The sequence below is a fragment of the Oceanobacillus aidingensis genome (assembly GCF_042654105.1).
In the GTDB taxonomy this organism is placed as follows: domain Bacteria; phylum Bacillota; class Bacilli; order Bacillales; family Amphibacillaceae; genus Oceanobacillus; species Oceanobacillus oncorhynchi.
Genome location: NZ_JBHSFT010000008.1, coordinates 25268 through 40909, shown reverse-complemented (window position 1 = coordinate 40909; position 15642 = coordinate 25268). Strand labels below are relative to the sequence as shown.

The following is a 15642-nucleotide window of genomic DNA, read 5'->3' as shown; positions in this document are numbered from 1 at the left end:
CATCCCTCCTTTACAATCCAAGCGACTGAATCGCTTTGTAAGTTTGCTTGTGGTCTTTCAAATCAACAACTTCATAATCATCCAACCCATACCAAATAGCACTGAAAGTATGTGGGTCAATGTTGAATTCGTCATATATCGTATTGCCTTGCTTGTCTTTCTTGTAAGTAAGGCTTTTTAATTCTCTGATGGTGTTCTTGCACTTATCAGAGCAAATGATTTTATGGAACCTTTTAACCTTCTTGGTATTTTGAAGCCTTGAACCTTTTGGTTTGTATGCCCCAGTAATGTTCAAGCCCTTCTTTTTCAAGTAGTAAATGGTTTTAGGCTCTACGGAATCACCCTTGATTCTTTCCTTTGTTCTAGCAAACTCTTTTAAATCATCAAATATCTCCGGATCGTCTTTATGGTTGGAATAATATTCCCAATAGATGTATAAGATTTTCTCTTTATCATCTACGGCCATTCTCAACAAAGCATTGTGAGATTCTTCAAAGCCAAAGTCCATACCAGCTTTATATATCGGCTTTCTAATAGCGTTAATTTGCTTCATAACCTCGTCATGTGGCATGCTTTCGAATTTAGGTAATACTTTGGTTCCGGACACACCAAAACGACCTTCACGCGCTACTCTGTAAAGGTCTAGATCATAAACTTTTGTATTTTCAAGTTCTTGCACATAGGATTCAGGCAAGAATAAATTATCATCAGCTGTAGAGTGATGGTAATAAGTATCTCCAACAACAATTGTGCGCTCTTTATATAAATCTTCATCATCCAGGAACAACACTTCATCACTTTGGCCTTTGTTCTTGATAAAAAAATGTGAATAAGTCCAGTTACCTTCATCCACCGGGTTAGTAGATAAAATCATATGCAATGGTAATGTCGGATGCCTCAAGCGACCGATTAATTCTTTAAACCCTGCATACTTAATTTCCGAACACTCTTCCAACCATATAAGTGATACGTTGTTTATTGATTTCAATTTGGTTGGTTTATCCATCCCTTTGAATATTATCTTGCTGCCATTCGGAAAGCGTATTTGCATTGGAGAAACAACCATTTTTATTTTATCGGCTAACTCCATTTCTTCAATGATTTCTTCAAACAAAGAGAAGCATGATTCCCTGATAGTTTCATAGACTTCACGAACAACCAATGCTGTCCTTTTTTCTTCTACTAGCTTTAAAATGATTTTAAGTGCAACATGGTAGCTTTTAGAGGATCCATATCCACCAACCAGCAATTGAAACTTTTGATTCCAATCAAATAAAAAATCCTCGAAATGAGGATTAACTTCTTTTTCCACTTGTTCAAAAGGTGCTGCGCTCATGATGTATCACCTTTTCGCTTAATCATGATTTGAATTGGTTGGTTACTTCCATCATCACTGGATAGCTTTTCCGTTTCAGCCTTAGCTTTATCGATTGTTACTTCCATCTTCTCGATTTCAAGAAGTCGGATATCATCTTCATAAGCCATGTCTCTGAATTGCTTAAGCATGTTCCTCAACTCTGCCATTGAACGACTGAGCGACTGCATGAAGGTAGCCTGTTTATTCCACGCCTGTTCTATCTCATATTCTTTTTCGATTGGTATTTGCGTATGACCTTCTCTTGTCTCGATGTTCTCAACCTTTAATTTTTTTAGGGTCTCCGTTCGATCATTTATATCCTCGACATACATAATTTGTTGAGCGCGAACAATTGAAGCAAATTGCATTTTAATGTTCATCCACAATATATCTGCAGGTCCCATGGATTCGATGTCATTCATTATTTCCATTGTTTCTTGCGGTAAATACTTAGCAAAGAGACCATGCTTTTTGGAGTTGGTATTCTTTTTTAATTTAGCCGGTGGAGCTCCAATTGATTTTCCTCCATGCATTCGGCAACGACCGTTAGCCATTGCTTTATTTTTACATGGTTCACCACTTCTTGTTTTTGCTCCACACAAATTGTTTGCATGGGGTTCGTTTTGCATATCACATATTCACCGCCTCCATTTGTAATTAAGTTTGTTTTGGACATAAGAAAAAGCACCCTCGGAAGGATGCCATTTATTTTTTAGTATTCATTTATGTTTTTCATATTGCTTGATTACATAATTGAAGATATATTTCTTCAATATTTTTAGCTTGTTTTTCTTTTTTATTGGAATCCAAAATAATCGGTTCCTTATTTAAAGATATATTTAGCTTCTTATCATTTTTATCATGCCAAGAAGCTATTAGCTCAATTGAGGATACTTGATTATAATTTGTAGCTTTTAATATATAATCCCCTTCATCAAAACTCACTTGAATTAGTCTGGAATCATAAAAGAAGTACAAAATTAATTCTGCTTTTTCACCAATTCCTTTGAAAAAATAACATTTAATCCCTTCATCCAATTTCATTCTTTTAAAATCTTCTATAAAACCAAGAGTATCTGTATCATTTACACCATTTCTTCTTTCGATATTATTAACAGAACCATTCAATTCAACTAACCATGCTTCGTTCATAATTTTATGCCCCCTTTTTAATAACTTAATTCGCCAAAAGGAGACGGTATTCCTGCTTACTTCTTATTATTTTAGAATTTCACATACCTGGAACCCATTCTCTTTTTTCTTTTAAAAACGCATAGGCTCTTTTGGTCAATTTATTCTCTTCTAAATAATCAATACCTTTTAATGTAATTATCGGACTGACCGGTTTGTACTCGGTATAAGTACTTTCCATAAAAGTGATAGGAGCTAAACCGGATATTAATCCTTCATCCACCATCATCGTTAACACTCGGCAATACCTTGGGTACGAAACATCTAAAGATTTTTCATTAACTTTGCTAAAATCTATTTTTTCTTCATCCATTGAATCATTTAAGTATTTTAGTATAGCCAAAATGATATCTTTATTGCCTTTACTCATTTATCTAACCCCCTAATCTAATGGACTTTTCCCAATTAATTCTATGTAGACACCTGCATTACCAGTAGTAATATGGTTCACAAAGACTCTTCCTTGCAATTCTTCTTCTTCATCAGTTAAAAATTTAAAATTTAGCTCTATTCTATTTCTCATATGTGCAGAAAAGAATTTCCCATTTTCAATGATAACTAACGTTACTTTCCATGATTTAATTTCTCTATTATTATTCACTTCAAGCCATCCATCTATAAAGGGGATTTCTTTTTCATCAGAGATGCTGTAAGCATTTTTTAATTTTCTATACATCCAATTCGCCTCCTCAACTCTATAATACACTGAAAAAAGGCATGTTTGCTAATATACTACATAATATTTATATTGCTCAATAAAATAGCGCATCCCTCGTAAGGAAATGCGCCTGGTCCCAAATAAGAGCACGTAAGTGCTTATGGCGTAGCAAATCTTAATACCGTTACTGTATGCCACGCCGTCCTGCCTCCCATTCTACACGCACTGCTTATTATTTGTCATATGTTGGGCAGAGTGTGCAAAGTGTGCAATCCTGTTCACGATAGATTCTTTGATATTATAAATGTGCCTGCGTGATAGTCCCATATGTTGACTAATTGCGCTCATACTCAGCCCATCCAACATGCATTCCAACACTGCTTTTTCCCTCTCATCGGTAATAAGGTGGATTCTCTTTTGAATAAACAACACTTTAGTTTCTAACTTATCCAGCCATTTGCTATTCTTGTCACGTCTAATCACTTCCAGTGCAATCGGATCGCTGGTACCTCCTTTCGATTTTGGCATAGTTGATTCGATTCCGGATTGAGCCACCATATTACCACCCTCATAATCCATCAGCTGCCTTTGTCTTTTAATCTCATTCAACATCCAGCTATAATCCCTCAGTGTTTCTTCAATTTGCTTGCTGTTCATATGAATGCCCCCCTCATTAAAATAAAAAAGACACCAAATAACGCTTTATTGCGTTACTTGATGTCCTCCAGTTAGCTGGTAGAACTATAAAGAACTATACTCCTTTTCTTTTTCCTTATGTTTTTGTTCAAGAGTATTTTTAAGTGCAATTAGTTCCTTAATTGCTTCTTCTAAAATATCTCCAACTCCACCAACATTTATTTCTAGACTTCGCTTCCAAAAATACTCTACTTGACCTTCTGTAACACTTAAAATCTCCAAATATATATCAAAAGTATCTCTCGTGAATGAATTTTTATCTACATTTTTAATCTTACTTAAAAAACCAGCAATATCTGCTTCATTTAATCTTTTAGCGTGTCGGATATCCACTAGTTCTGAATTAGGATCAGGTCCAGTATCTGCTCTCTTTATCGCTTCCTCTTCTTTTTGGTACTTAACATAGGCATTAGTATGTTTAATTAGCCCTTCTACTGAATATAGTAAAAAGTACGATTCTTTTAGAAATTCATTTAAGGCTTTCTTTTTATCTTGTTTCCTATTATTTACATTAGTTCTATTCATAACATAAATTGCAATCAAACCGGTTATAACGGCACCTAATAAAGCTCCTATAAAACTAGAATCGGTAATCAAATTTAAAAAATAACTTTTCAAATCTCCTCCTCCTCTTCCTTCCTCATTGTCTTTACCTGCTCCTGATGTGTAACTATCTTAAACTCACTAAAAGTAGTAAGCTCTCTAATTGCAGTTAAAACAATTCCTATTATTAATCAGCAACTTCAATTATTTTTAATTTTGACACCTTTCTTTCTAGAGTTCCTGCATTTAAAGATGTTTCCTTATATGCATAAAAGGTTTTTTCCGTTAAATATGTTTCTCTTAATTTATCAGGATTATTTTTTACTGCAAACTCAAAGTTATAATCTCCTAAATCTAATTCATCTGAAGTACTTAAAACTTTAAGCTTTCCTGTAAAGTTCTCGGAGTTACTTTTTGTTATAAATCCCTTAAATTCTATGGCATTTGGCTCTATTCTTTTATGGTTTTCAAAAATCACTTTTTCTTCAGCTCCCACTCTTATACTATTTTCAAAATTGTTTTTATCAAAAACTGTCAAATAGTCTATTCCTCTTTTCGGATTAATACTCCTTGATATTTCTTCAAAAGTTTTTTGTGAACGAGAAGCGTATGCTGTAACTTGAGGAGATTCTTCAATCAAAATTTCTCCATTCCCATTGTAAACATTTACCTTTATATTTCCATATTGATCACCAGTGGTATTTACATTAATATCTATGCCTTGACCATTTAACTCAAGTATCTTTTTCAAATAATTATATCCTCTTGTAACAAGATCCCATAATTCTGTCGGACTTAATGTAGGAAACGCTGGTAATAATGACATACTAATCCCTACAAGATGTATAGCTAAGTCAGCTTCAAACGATCCCTCTCTAATGTTAAAAGCTTTTATTTGTAATTTATCCCTATCTTTGTCAGTCATCTTACTTTTATTTTCTTTTATTAAATAGGCTTTATCTATTAAAGCATGGAAATTACTCAATCCTTTATTAAGATGGTACAAGTTATATCCTTTATTAAATTCTTCTCCACTAATTTTGAAAGTTAAAATTTGATTATCAGTCATACTTCTCCCCCATTAAGTCAGGAAGAAAATACTAAAAAACTTCACCTTCTTCCTTTCTCATTCTTTTGATTTTCCCTTGATGTGTGATGATTTTATATTCACCGTGTAAAGGAAGCTCTCTAATTTTCGCCTTTCCTCCACTGACAACAATTACACAATTGGTTGGTATTTCCATTATATCAACTTCCAGTCTATTTGTACTAGATATATCAATATTTTGCGACATAATTTTTACCCCCTAGAACTGCATCTTCCCTCAGATTGATTTCTACTTTGCTTGTTTCCACTACTTAACACCTTCCAATGCCCTGTTAATCTCTTTATCTATCGTTCCTAAATAATCCAACGGAACGCCCCTCTTGGTCTGAATTACATTCACATTAACTGCAAACCAGTCGTAGGGAATGCTTTTTCTGCCTCCTTGGGTTTGACCCTCCCACCACTCAACAAACTTGTCTATCGGCATTAAATAAGCTTCTTGGTGCTTCTCGAAATAAATGATGAAGAATGATATTCCGCCTTGGTCTTGATGCCTAGTTAAATAATCTACTTGATGCTGTTCGACATTCGATAAAGGGAATCGTGTACGCTCCTTTGTATTTTTTGCATCAAATGCAATTGATCGCCCATGGCTTACTCCTATAAAATCAACTGTACCTTTCTTTTGCGGGAATGCTCTGGCTACTCTGCCGTTTTTCTTGTTGTAGCTAACACTCCATGGCGTAGGTACTTTATCAATAAGAGCGATACCCTTGTTTTTATAAATTTTGTTGGAATACTCAATCATGTTTTCTAACGCCATTCCTCGTTTGCCTTGGTTCACTTAACCACCTCTTTTACATAAACAGCCTCATACCAGCTAAAATTGTGCTGCATAGGTCTAACACAGATAAACCCCTCATCTTCCTTGTTCCGGCACATTTCCAGACATTTGAATTTATCAACATGTTTAACAATGCTAATAGCTCTCATTGGCAAGTCCATACCTTACGGATATATTTGTCCATTCCAGCGTGTATAATGTCGCTCATTGCAAGTCCTCCTCTTTAACAAATACGCCGTTTACCATTTTTCCTTTTCTGTCCGCAATCTCCACATAAGCTTGCTCGATGCAATCCTCAATTCTTAAATCTAACTGCATTGACAAAATTGTAAGGACTACATAAACATCACCTATAGAATCGATTATCTTATAATCATCTCCTTTGGCTAAACCTTGCGCCAATTCTCCTACTTCCTCCATCAACTTAAGCATTTGCTTTTCTGGTTCAGCGACCTCTAGCCCTTTATCCAATGCCCATACTGCAATTAATCCTGTTAAATCGTCTAAATTCATTCCTTCTCCCCCTATCTAAAAATCACATAATCATAATCACGAACCTTGCTGTGATACGTTTTGACAATAATCAATACATTGTCATCGTGCGTTTTCTTGGTGGTTTATTTGACATAAATTTTCTTCATTTTGCTCCCACCTTCCTACATTCACAGCAACAATCGGATCGCCGAATTTCGCATTTTCCATTCGCTTTCTATAACTTTCAGTTGCATACCATTGTACTGTTTCCGGTTTGACACCTAATCTTGCAGCACATTCCTCTGCTGTTCCCGTAAACTGAAATTCATCACCGATATAAATGGCGTACTCTGTTACTTTCTGCAGTTTATATCCTTTTGGTCTTCCTCTTGCCATCAGAACCAACTCGCTTGTGGCTGTTCAACAACCTTGCTTCTCAATCTCTCATCCCGTTCAGCCGCCGTCTCTTTAACCATCACATCAGGATGCAACCTTTCCCAATCCCACACAAACATCTGACCGTTAACTTTAACTAGACCACCTTCTCCAATTGATTCCACAGTAGCTTCAATCCCGTTTGAATCAATAATTGTCATCCCAACTTCTAATCGCCCGTATTTTTTTAGTGGTATCATTCCGATTCTCCTCTCAACGCTTCCTCCATCACGATTCACTTCCATTCAAACGTATTGTCCTATATTTGATTAATCCTATATATTTTGGCAAAACTAACTAACACAGCATCATATATCTATCGTTAAAGGAGTGACATTTTGGTAATTATATTAACTGGATCCATTATTTGCCCGATTCTTATGCTTTATCTAAAGAATAGAAGCAAGAAATTTCAAATAGCTTTTAACGCCATTGCTGCAATATCAGCAGTTATTTTCGGTGTTATTGCAGCAGTATCCATTCGGCAAGTTTTAATTGATGACACTGTATTCATGACTGCAATTCATAGCGTTTTTCTTAATCCATTTTTCCTAATAACTGGTGCTTACATTGGGTTATTCACTATTTACAGATTATTGATTTTGACATTAGATGAAAGATAGTAATTTATCTTTCCCCTAATTTGATTAATCCCTCGAACATTTATGAAGTTAGATGTTTAATGCTAATCAGCACCCTGTTTTCTTTCTAACTGATTATTCAACTGCCAATAAGCATCCAAAGCATTTTCTAAATCGATTTCCAGATTGATTTTATCTAGCAGCAAATCTGCGTTCTCTTGCTTTAATTGTTCATTCTCTGCATGTACTTCTTTGACTTCGTTAGCCATAACAAACATTGCAATAACAGCACTAACCAATAAAACAGCTAACCCTGCATCTAATATCTTTTGTTTCATGCTATCCCTCCAATGCATCCAGTAACTTTTGGTTTGATTCCTCTACCTGTTTTAAGTAGCTATTTAAGTCGCTCACTGCATTTTCGTCAATCAGCCACTCTTTCTCTTTATTTAAGATTCCATACAACACTTGTCTGATAGAGGCATAATAGCCTTTAACTCTCCATCTGTACTTTTCTTCTTTTGTGCGTGGGTCTTTTGTTAATTCGTTCCTCTCGACCAGTACATTTCTTTCGTCATATCCAACAACACGACAGTTATCGATTTGAATGAAAACATGTGATTCTTTCTTTTCTTTGGTTGTCATGAAATAACCCTCCATTTGGTTAATTTGAGACGTTTTACATATTTGTATATATTTAGTCTCAAATCTATTAATCTCTTTAAATAAGGTATCTCTCGTTACTAATTTCAATAGATATAACCCATCGGTCGAGTTATCCTGTCTTCCTCTGCTAGTTCTGTTAGGGCAAATAATATTTCAAGTGGCAGCCGACCTTCTTGTTCCGCTAAATCCTCCATACGCATTCCGTTGTTCCAATCATTAGCGATTCGGTCTAATTGATCTTCATAAAATGCGAATTCCTTATCCTCGTGCACGATCCTTACGTTTCCTGTTTGTTTCAGCATCGGCACATGCTTACCGTTCGTCTTGAACTTAACTACTCCCATTAGTTGCACCTCCTAAAATTCACTAGTTGCAAATATATCTGGAGTATCACAATATTTATTGATTAAGTTCTGAATTGTATCTTTTTCTGGAGTTTTGCCGTCATGATAATAGGTCATCATTTCATCCGGATCCATTTCTCTTGCATATTCATTAAGATCATTAAACCAATGAGCAATCTCGTCTCCTATTATATTTTCATATAAATCAATTGCCTGTCCTTGGGTTTCAGCAGCAACCCATGTAATAACATCGTCATTTTCACCGAATACAAACATTTTCAGCATCACGCATACCTCCTAAGATATTTTTGTGTTTCCTGTACTCCTGGCACTGCCTTATCCCCAACAGCACTCTTGTTATCCTGCCACCATCTAGCCCATTCAGCGTTTGTCTGCTCGTCCGTATCGTTTGTGTCAAATATCATTACTGATTTCATGTCATGAAACATATTGCGCCTCCTCTGGAATTTCATCTATGGTTAATTGATTCCGTTCAAACTCTGCATCCGCCTGCTCTTTCAAATGTCTTTTATAACAGACAGATCCATACCCTCGTTCGATGCTCTTTTTATCAATCAGCTTTCGGTTGCAGCGTGTGCATTGGTTCATGCTTAAGACCCTCCTGCTTTTCGCTCGTATTCTTCAACCGATATTCCCATTGCTTTAGCCAAGGCTTGCGATTTACGATAGTTCATTGCTTTATTGAATACGCAATTATTATTTCCGATGATCCGCCACCAAGTCCTGCCTTTGTCATCAAATTTGTATGCTGTAGCATCACTTTCGAATTCTGCTGGTGTTAGATTTGATGTGTACCAAATCGGCTTATTAGCACGCTCTCTGCCATTGATAATCTGAAACATCCAGTCTTTTTCATCGTTACTTAATCGTTGGCTGCTCAAGAAATCATCCCAAATGAGTAAATCTGCATCCAAGCAGGCTCCCATAATCTCGTGAAAGGACTCTTCATTTTTGAAATTCTTTGTAGCTAGCAATCTACTAAACAAGTCTTTTTCAGTAATGAATATGACTGCATAGCCTTGCTTGATTAATTCATTTCCTCCTGCAGCAGTTAAATGACTTTTTCCGTTACCTGTTTCACCAAAGATGAATACTCCTTCTTTGCTGTCTCCAAAGTTTCTAAGGGCTTTTGCGATTTCTTCATGAGCGTTCTCGGAACCCTTACGCCTTTTGTAATTCTGGAAGGTCATCGCTTTGATATCTTCCATGGAGCTGCTTAAACGCAATATCTTGTTGATTCGAATGCGCCTTTCTTTGGTTTTCTGCTCCCGGTCAAAGTCCTCCATCTGTTTTATCTTGCAAGGACAGGCACAATGCACCCAGCGCAATTCATCTTTGAATGGATGCTTTACTTGCGTCATCGGCCTTTCTTCTTTGCAGTCCTCACAGATTAACGGATCCGGTTTATTTATAGAGTTGGACATCCCCGAATTCTCCAGAAGGTTTTGCATCTCCTTTGCTACCTTGTCCATCGTCATCACCACCATAATTAGGAATTTGGACCACGTTATTTTTGTATTGTTTACTGTTCGACTTGAATTCTTTTTCGTATCTTCTGGCATCTTCAATGGTTTCCACACCAGCATCTTTCCATTTCTTTAAGACACCTTCTGTGAAATTGACACCCTTTGCTTCTGCCTTGGCAGCTACCTTCATTGCAGCAAGAAGGACATCTTTATCCCATTCATCAAACCATTGATTAATCAGCTCATAGTTATATGGAGTATCTGATATTCCTTTTTGCAAATTTTGTTGATAGAAATTCATCACTTCGGAAAAGTCGTTTTCGCTACTACTACTACTAAATAAATCATTCTTACTACATTCTTTAACATTCTTATTATTGTTCCATCGTTGTTCCATTGCTGTTCCATCACTGTTCCGTTGCTGTTCCACTGAACCTTTTTTATAGTTCTCTAAACCTTGATATAACGAGTAATTGACGACGGTGAAGAGTGTTCCATATTCTGTTGATTTCGTTGTTATTCTCTCTTCTTTTTCAAGTGATTTAATCTTCCTTTGAATTGTCGTTAAAGGATACTTTTTAACGGCGTTTCCTCTACCTTCTCGGTAAGACAAATCATCTTGCAGGTTTCTTAATGACCGCAGGTATTGCCCCCTCTCAAGGTGGATTCCAGCTTGTTCTATTCCGTCTTGAGAGAAGACTGCCTTCCCAAGAATGTAAAAGAATATCCTGAACTTCACGACATCTGACCATATTTCATTTTCGAATATCTCCCTACTGACTTGGAAAGCCCCCTTAGTCATTTGGATCACTTCTCCTTATTAAGCTATATAAACTAATTTTCCAGTAAGTTCTTGTATCTCTTTCTTGAATAACGCTTCGTCACTGTTACTATCCGATAAATGCAGCAAGTGTATTTCCTGTATTTTTGATAGGTCATTGGCTGCCAGCATATCCTTTAAATTTTCAAGGCTCATGTGCGACTGAATAAGTCTTTTCTTCATTACTTTTGGTACTATTCCAGCAGCAATATTTTTGTCTAATATTTCTTTGCTGTAATTACACTCAATAAGAAGGTGCGTAAGCCCTTTGAATTTGTATCGAATGTAATAAGTGTCAGTGGCAAACAAAAGCTTGTCCCCCGACTTATTTGCAAGCAGAAATCCCATTGGTTCAGAAACATCATGTTCTACTTCAAACGGCATGATTTGCCATGTTCCTAATTGAAAAGATTCCTTCGCTCTTACTGGTTTGATTCGGTGGTTATCAATATTTAAAGCATCTGCAGTGCCATGGCTCATATAAACATCAACGCCTGCTCTGGCAACATCTTTAACGCACTTGGAATGATCACCATGCTCATGTGTTACCAAGCAACCTGCTAAATCTCTAGTTTTAAAATCTAATGCAATCCGTATATCCCTGAAATTTATCCCTGCCTCCAACAGCAAGGGAGTTTCGCCATCTGTTACGTAATAGCAATTTCCTTTACTGCCGGTTGCAAGTGTCTTTATTTCAATCATTAGAATGGCACTCCGTTATCTGCCGGTTGTTCATCTAACGTCATTTGCTTTGGTTCTTCTTGTGATTGTTCTGCATTAGATTCTGTTTCTTTTTCTGGAGCTGGTTCTACAGCTTGCTTTGACTTTTGTTGCGATTCTTCCTGAACCTCGCTGTATTCAACATCGATATAATCTTTATTGGCATTCTCTGAAATTTCTTGTTGAGCCTGCGCTTCATCGATCCGTTCATCCTGTTTATTGAAATGCTGCATAACCAAACTGCTATCATCACTTGAATTCAAATACTTTTTACAAGCACGATTTATAACTGTTTTCTTTGCCATTTCTTGTTTGAATTCATCATGTGTGGAGCCTTTTTTCTCTTTGGCTTGATCTTTTCCCCAGAATTGCGCTTTGCTCCATGCTTTACGTAAATCATCAATTGTCATTAATTCGGTATAAACATCGTCATTTCCAAAATCGATAATGCAGTAAGCTCCGATGACGTTCTCTTTGTTAATGTTTCCGAACTTCTGTTTATGAGAAAGGTTTTTAATACGTCCGTTCACCATTTCGTAGTCCACTTCATCGCCTTCATAGATAACTGCTGCATCAATATTTTTGGCGTCTGCTACACGTTTTGTTACAGCCATAGTCCCGAAATAAGAACGCTGGAATGTCAGTTGATTTCCGTAAACGATAAAGTACCCCTGTTTCTTATTTGGATTTAGACCTTGAACTACCATGTCTAACAAAGCGTTAGCAACTGAATCCTTTGTGCAAACCTCTAAAGCCGGCTTTTTATTTCTGTCTACCGTGTTCTGCAGTATTAACCAAGCACTCTTCATTGCGTTTTCCGGGCTGTAGTTAGCAGGGAAATGTAATTCCCCTGCCTCCTGGAATTGTTTAACTTTTGTTGCCACTACATCGACTGTATCTTTTTTTATAAGTGCTAATTGATTATTATTTGCCATGAGTATCAATCTCCATTTCTAATATTTATTTTTTATAATGATTCAACTTCTCCAGCGCCTTCGCACGTTTCGCATTCGGCTTCTTCATATGTTTCTAACGGCCCATTGGGAGTTGGTACAACAATCAGTTCATAAATAATCCCTTCGCCATCACAATCTTTGCAATTCATCATTTAAACAGCCACACTTTCTTTTTTGGTATTTTCAACCCTTAATTTTTTGTCTGCTTTAGATACTACTAATCTGATAATCTGCGCTTGGCTGTCGATTAAATCCGTAACAGCCTCAGCGTTGTCGAACATGATTGGAGCGCTCACGCCGTACTGTTCTGACAAACGATTAATAATATCCAAGCCGATATTAACCTTTGCAGCAGTGTTTAAATTGCTGTAGGTCACGCCTTTATACATCACTTCACACGTTTCTTCTAAGCCGCCATTGATGTTCTGATTAAACAGCTTGAATTTCGCCATGGAAAATTCGTTATTGATCTTTTCCTCAAGTAAGTTGACCTTGGTTCTAATGAACTCCTCAGATAGATAAAGTTTTTCTTCTTGGCGTTCGAATTCTCCTGCCAGTTGTTCTTGCTGTTGTTCCAGTTCTTTAATACGATCCTTCGCTTTTTGAGAAAGCGAGATGCTGCTCAATTGCTCTTGTAATTCTTTCTGTTTTTCTTTCAGTGGAGTAATCTCTTGTCGTACCTTTTCCACTTCATCCATTACGCTGTTTTGCGATTGAGATACCTTTTCAGACAGCTGTTGTTTTTCCTCTGACAGCTTCTTATATTCGCTGTTTTCGGTTAATGGAATAGCTAATTCTTCTGCACTTTCAACCTTGCTTTTATAAGTCACAATTGCTTTTTTTGCTGTTTCGAGTTGCTTATTAAGATTTTCCAATTCATTGTTTATTGATTCGTTTTCTTGGCTTAATGTCGCTACCTTGTCTTTTGCAGCAGAACCTTTTTTAACAATAGATTCAAGATCACTAGATTTTTTAGCGTTGAATTGCTTTTCTGCCTTATCTCTCGCTTCATTGATTTGTTCTTCCGGCAGTTCTTGACCACATGCGGGGCAGTTGCAGTCTCCCGTATGCTCAAATTGCTTTTTATTTACCTCTGTCCAATCTTCACGCCATTGCTTCATATCCTCATTCAAAGATTTAATGTGGTCATCGTTTGATGCCTTTCTCGCTTCGGCATTAATGATTTTTGACTGCACGATACTTGCGTTTGAATCAGCTTCTTGCAGACTTGCTTTATGCTTGTACACCAGCTGTTGGTTATCTTGTTCATGCTGATTTTTGACTTGTGATAGCTTCAAATCAATGTCGCTAATCTGCGCTTTTAACTTACTGACTTCACCGCCACTCTGAATGCTGTTGATTTGCTCGTTTTTAGCTTCGATATCAGCGTTTAATTGCTCTAGCTGACTATTAATATCTGATTCCTTTAAATCGCTTGTGTCGGGCATGTTTCGATTGATTTCATCAATGCGCACCGGAATGCGTTCTAGTTCCTCATTGATTTCTTTTCTTTTGGCAGCAATGATTTTCCGGACATCTTCAATGGATTTTCCTTCGAGTAATTCAGACAGTCTGTCCAGTTTTTCATTTGAAGCAATAACCTCTTGATCACTTACATCGCCGGCGATTGTTAAAAGTGTTTCCCGGCGTTCTTTCCAGTGCAATTGCTCGTTGAAATAAGTTGGATTAGTAATCTTTTTAAAGCTTTCTTCATCGATTAAATCTTTGATAAATGCTTCATATTCGCCTTTCTTGGACGGAACGCCATCAATTGCATAATCAGTTGTGTGACCGGTAAATTCTTTGGTTACTTGACCGCGCTTTTTTGTCCACTTTTCCATATAGATTTTGCTTAATTCAGTTCGTTTACCATCAACTTCAATCACTGCAGTAACTTCATGCTCCAGTCCATGAATTGTATTACCTGATTCATCTTGCGTTTTAATATCGAATTTTTTTTGATTCTGGCTGTCTTTATCAAATAGGAGCCATGTCCAAGCATCTACAGTGGTGGTTTTTCCGGATTCATTTGCTCCATAGATGTCTGTGTTGCCGTCAAACGTGATAGTGACATCTTTGGCTCCTTTAAAGTTCCTAAGCATTAATGAGATTAATTTGATTGTTTTCATTTTTTGTACCTCCTGTATATTTAATTGCTTTCCTTAAATCCTCTATTGCAAGATCAACACTTTCTATGAAATCTTTTGAATGGGCTTCTTCAACCTTCTGTAAATCCTCGATGCTTCCTAAATAAGCGATATCACTTGCCACAGAGACGAACGCATGGTCAATGTCTTTTCCTTCTGCAATCTTGTTCTTGTACATCTGTACGAAACGGTTCATTGCATTTACCTCCCGAACGCCTTATAATAGGCGTATAGATATTTTTTGAATGTAATTTTTTTAAGCGCCTTGGCAGAGGTGCTTTTTTCTTTTGTTCGTCTTTCATTTCTTTCATTCCATAACTTCAAAACGATTTGTTTTTGCCGGCTGTTAAGTGATAGCCAAGCTCCTGCTTTGATTTTCATCATAATTCCTCCCATGTAATGCGTTTGTTTAAATCTGCGTGGTAGACACCATCAATCAATACCATTTCTTTTTCTGTGCTGATATCATCCGAATGGAAAATAGTTATGGCCACACCGTTTTCTTCGATGAACGCTACGCTCGAAATTTTTCCGTCGTTAAACCAACTAATCACTCCAACTGGGTACGTCTTATCCCAAACATTGATATAAGCTCTCATAACCAACCTCCTATACGTTAATCATCATGTAGTACAAAAACGTCATTGCTCCTACAAAACCTATCCTGTACAACCA

General features: G+C 36.7%; 29 protein-coding genes. 1 reads left to right on the top strand and 28 read right to left on the bottom strand.

Annotation, left to right across the window (positions count from 1 at the left end; genetic code table 11):
• Positions 1–10: 10 nt before the first annotated feature.
• The 13 genes from ACFO3P_RS05820 to ACFO3P_RS05760 all read right to left on the bottom strand — a co-directional run bounded on the left by ACFO3P_RS05820 (position 11) and on the right by ACFO3P_RS05760 (position 7446).
• Positions 11–1336 carry a PBSX family phage terminase large subunit gene (locus tag ACFO3P_RS05820; RefSeq protein ID WP_379542264.1) on the bottom strand — a complete coding sequence of 442 codons (1326 nt, stop codon included), beginning with the start codon at positions 1334–1336 and terminating at the stop codon, positions 11–13.
• Positions 1333–1986 carry a phage terminase small subunit gene (gene terS / locus ACFO3P_RS05815; RefSeq protein WP_379542263.1) on the bottom strand — a complete coding sequence of 218 codons (654 nt, stop codon included), beginning with the start codon at positions 1984–1986 and terminating at the stop codon, positions 1333–1335. Before terS ends, ACFO3P_RS05820 begins: the two co-directional genes overlap by 4 nt.
• 103 nt (positions 1987–2089) lie before the next feature.
• A complete protein-coding gene (locus ACFO3P_RS05810) occupies positions 2090–2509 on the bottom strand; it encodes a hypothetical protein (RefSeq protein WP_379542262.1) in 420 nt (139 codons plus the stop codon).
• 79 nt (positions 2510–2588) lie between these two features.
• Positions 2589–2918, bottom strand: a complete 330-nt coding sequence (locus tag ACFO3P_RS05805) for a YjcQ family protein (RefSeq protein ID WP_379542261.1) — start codon at positions 2916–2918, stop codon at positions 2589–2591.
• A gap of 12 nt (positions 2919–2930) precedes the next feature.
• Positions 2931–3224, bottom strand: a complete 294-nt coding sequence (locus ACFO3P_RS05800) for a hypothetical protein (protein ID WP_379542260.1) — start codon at positions 3222–3224, stop codon at positions 2931–2933.
• A 198-nt stretch (positions 3225–3422) separates the two neighbouring features.
• Entirely contained in the window at positions 3423–3863 is a 441-nt protein-coding gene (locus tag ACFO3P_RS05795) for a DNA-binding response regulator (RefSeq protein WP_379542259.1), read from the bottom strand.
• 84 nt (positions 3864–3947) lie between these two features.
• Positions 3948–4520 (bottom strand): hypothetical protein, encoded by a 573-nt coding sequence (locus ACFO3P_RS05790; protein WP_379542258.1) that lies wholly within the window; start codon positions 4518–4520, stop codon positions 3948–3950.
• A 112-nt stretch (positions 4521–4632) separates the two neighbouring features.
• Complete coding sequence (locus ACFO3P_RS05785) at positions 4633–5514, bottom strand: hypothetical protein (protein WP_379542257.1); 882 nt, start codon at positions 5512–5514, stop codon at positions 4633–4635.
• A gap of 31 nt (positions 5515–5545) precedes the next feature.
• Complete coding sequence (locus tag ACFO3P_RS05780; RefSeq protein ID WP_379542256.1) at positions 5546–5740, bottom strand: XtrA/YqaO family protein; 195 nt, start codon at positions 5738–5740, stop codon at positions 5546–5548.
• Between the two features lie 60 nt (positions 5741–5800).
• Positions 5801–6337 carry a Holliday junction resolvase RecU gene (gene recU / locus ACFO3P_RS05775; protein WP_339183282.1) on the bottom strand — a complete coding sequence of 179 codons (537 nt, stop codon included), beginning with the start codon at positions 6335–6337 and terminating at the stop codon, positions 5801–5803.
• 204 nt (positions 6338–6541) lie between these two features.
• Positions 6542–6850: a MazG-like family protein gene (locus tag ACFO3P_RS05770; protein ID WP_339183280.1), complete on the bottom strand. Its 309-nt coding sequence runs from the start codon at positions 6848–6850 to the stop codon at positions 6542–6544.
• A gap of 81 nt (positions 6851–6931) precedes the next feature.
• Complete coding sequence (locus tag ACFO3P_RS05765) at positions 6932–7207, bottom strand: hypothetical protein (protein ID WP_339236863.1); 276 nt, start codon at positions 7205–7207, stop codon at positions 6932–6934.
• Entirely contained in the window at positions 7207–7446 is a 240-nt protein-coding gene (locus ACFO3P_RS05760) for a hypothetical protein (RefSeq protein WP_339236860.1), read from the bottom strand. The genes ACFO3P_RS05765 and ACFO3P_RS05760 overlap by 1 nt, the downstream gene beginning before the upstream one ends.
• Positions 7447–7584: 138 nt before the next feature.
• On the opposite strand from ACFO3P_RS05760, the gene ACFO3P_RS05755 reads away from it, so the two are divergent.
• Positions 7585–7869, top strand: coding sequence for a transposase (locus ACFO3P_RS05755; RefSeq protein WP_339183275.1), 285 nt, complete (start codon positions 7585–7587; stop codon positions 7867–7869).
• A gap of 62 nt (positions 7870–7931) precedes the next feature.
• Here the strand turns inward: ACFO3P_RS05755 and ACFO3P_RS05750 are convergent, their stop codons facing one another.
• The 15 genes from ACFO3P_RS05750 to ACFO3P_RS05680 form a co-directional block, all read right to left on the bottom strand.
• A complete protein-coding gene (locus ACFO3P_RS05750; RefSeq protein WP_339183273.1) occupies positions 7932–8165 on the bottom strand; it encodes a hypothetical protein in 234 nt (77 codons plus the stop codon).
• Between the two features lies 1 nt (position 8166).
• Positions 8167–8472 (bottom strand): hypothetical protein, encoded by a 306-nt coding sequence (locus ACFO3P_RS05745; RefSeq protein ID WP_339183270.1) that lies wholly within the window; start codon positions 8470–8472, stop codon positions 8167–8169.
• A gap of 104 nt (positions 8473–8576) precedes the next feature.
• Positions 8577–8837, bottom strand: coding sequence for a hypothetical protein (locus ACFO3P_RS05740; RefSeq protein WP_339183268.1), 261 nt, complete (start codon positions 8835–8837; stop codon positions 8577–8579).
• Positions 8838–8849: 12 nt separating this feature from the next.
• On the bottom strand, positions 8850–9122 hold the full coding sequence (locus ACFO3P_RS05735) for a hypothetical protein (RefSeq protein WP_339183266.1): 273 nt from the start codon (positions 9120–9122) through the stop codon (positions 8850–8852).
• Positions 9122–9286, bottom strand: coding sequence for a hypothetical protein (locus ACFO3P_RS05730; RefSeq protein WP_379542255.1), 165 nt, complete (start codon positions 9284–9286; stop codon positions 9122–9124). Before ACFO3P_RS05730 ends, ACFO3P_RS05735 begins: the two co-directional genes overlap by 1 nt.
• Positions 9276–9446, bottom strand: a complete 171-nt coding sequence (locus ACFO3P_RS05725) for a DUF6011 domain-containing protein (RefSeq protein WP_379542254.1) — start codon at positions 9444–9446, stop codon at positions 9276–9278. The genes ACFO3P_RS05730 and ACFO3P_RS05725 overlap by 11 nt, the downstream gene beginning before the upstream one ends.
• Before the next feature lie 2 nt (positions 9447–9448).
• On the bottom strand, positions 9449–10330 hold the full coding sequence (locus tag ACFO3P_RS05720; protein WP_379542253.1) for an ATP-binding protein: 882 nt from the start codon (positions 10328–10330) through the stop codon (positions 9449–9451).
• Entirely contained in the window at positions 10263–11126 is an 864-nt protein-coding gene (locus ACFO3P_RS05715; protein ID WP_379542252.1) for a DnaD domain-containing protein, read from the bottom strand. Before ACFO3P_RS05715 ends, ACFO3P_RS05720 begins: the two co-directional genes overlap by 68 nt.
• A gap of 18 nt (positions 11127–11144) precedes the next feature.
• Positions 11145–11846 (bottom strand): MBL fold metallo-hydrolase, encoded by a 702-nt coding sequence (locus ACFO3P_RS05710; protein ID WP_379542251.1) that lies wholly within the window; start codon positions 11844–11846, stop codon positions 11145–11147.
• A complete protein-coding gene (locus ACFO3P_RS05705) occupies positions 11846–12799 on the bottom strand; it encodes a recombinase RecT (protein ID WP_379542249.1) in 954 nt (317 codons plus the stop codon). Before ACFO3P_RS05705 ends, ACFO3P_RS05710 begins: the two co-directional genes overlap by 1 nt.
• 32 nt (positions 12800–12831) lie before the next feature.
• Positions 12832–12972, bottom strand: coding sequence for a hypothetical protein (locus ACFO3P_RS05700; protein WP_339236825.1), 141 nt, complete (start codon positions 12970–12972; stop codon positions 12832–12834).
• Complete coding sequence (locus ACFO3P_RS05695; RefSeq protein ID WP_379542247.1) at positions 12973–14949, bottom strand: AAA family ATPase; 1977 nt, start codon at positions 14947–14949, stop codon at positions 12973–12975.
• Positions 14915–15163, bottom strand: coding sequence for a hypothetical protein (locus tag ACFO3P_RS05690; protein ID WP_193065311.1), 249 nt, complete (start codon positions 15161–15163; stop codon positions 14915–14917). Before ACFO3P_RS05690 ends, ACFO3P_RS05695 begins: the two co-directional genes overlap by 35 nt.
• Before the next feature lie 5 nt (positions 15164–15168).
• On the bottom strand, positions 15169–15348 hold the full coding sequence (locus ACFO3P_RS05685; protein WP_379542246.1) for a hypothetical protein: 180 nt from the start codon (positions 15346–15348) through the stop codon (positions 15169–15171).
• Positions 15348–15566 carry a hypothetical protein gene (locus tag ACFO3P_RS05680; protein ID WP_193065310.1) on the bottom strand — a complete coding sequence of 73 codons (219 nt, stop codon included), beginning with the start codon at positions 15564–15566 and terminating at the stop codon, positions 15348–15350. The genes ACFO3P_RS05685 and ACFO3P_RS05680 overlap by 1 nt, the downstream gene beginning before the upstream one ends.
• Between the last annotated feature and the right edge of the window lie 76 nt (positions 15567–15642).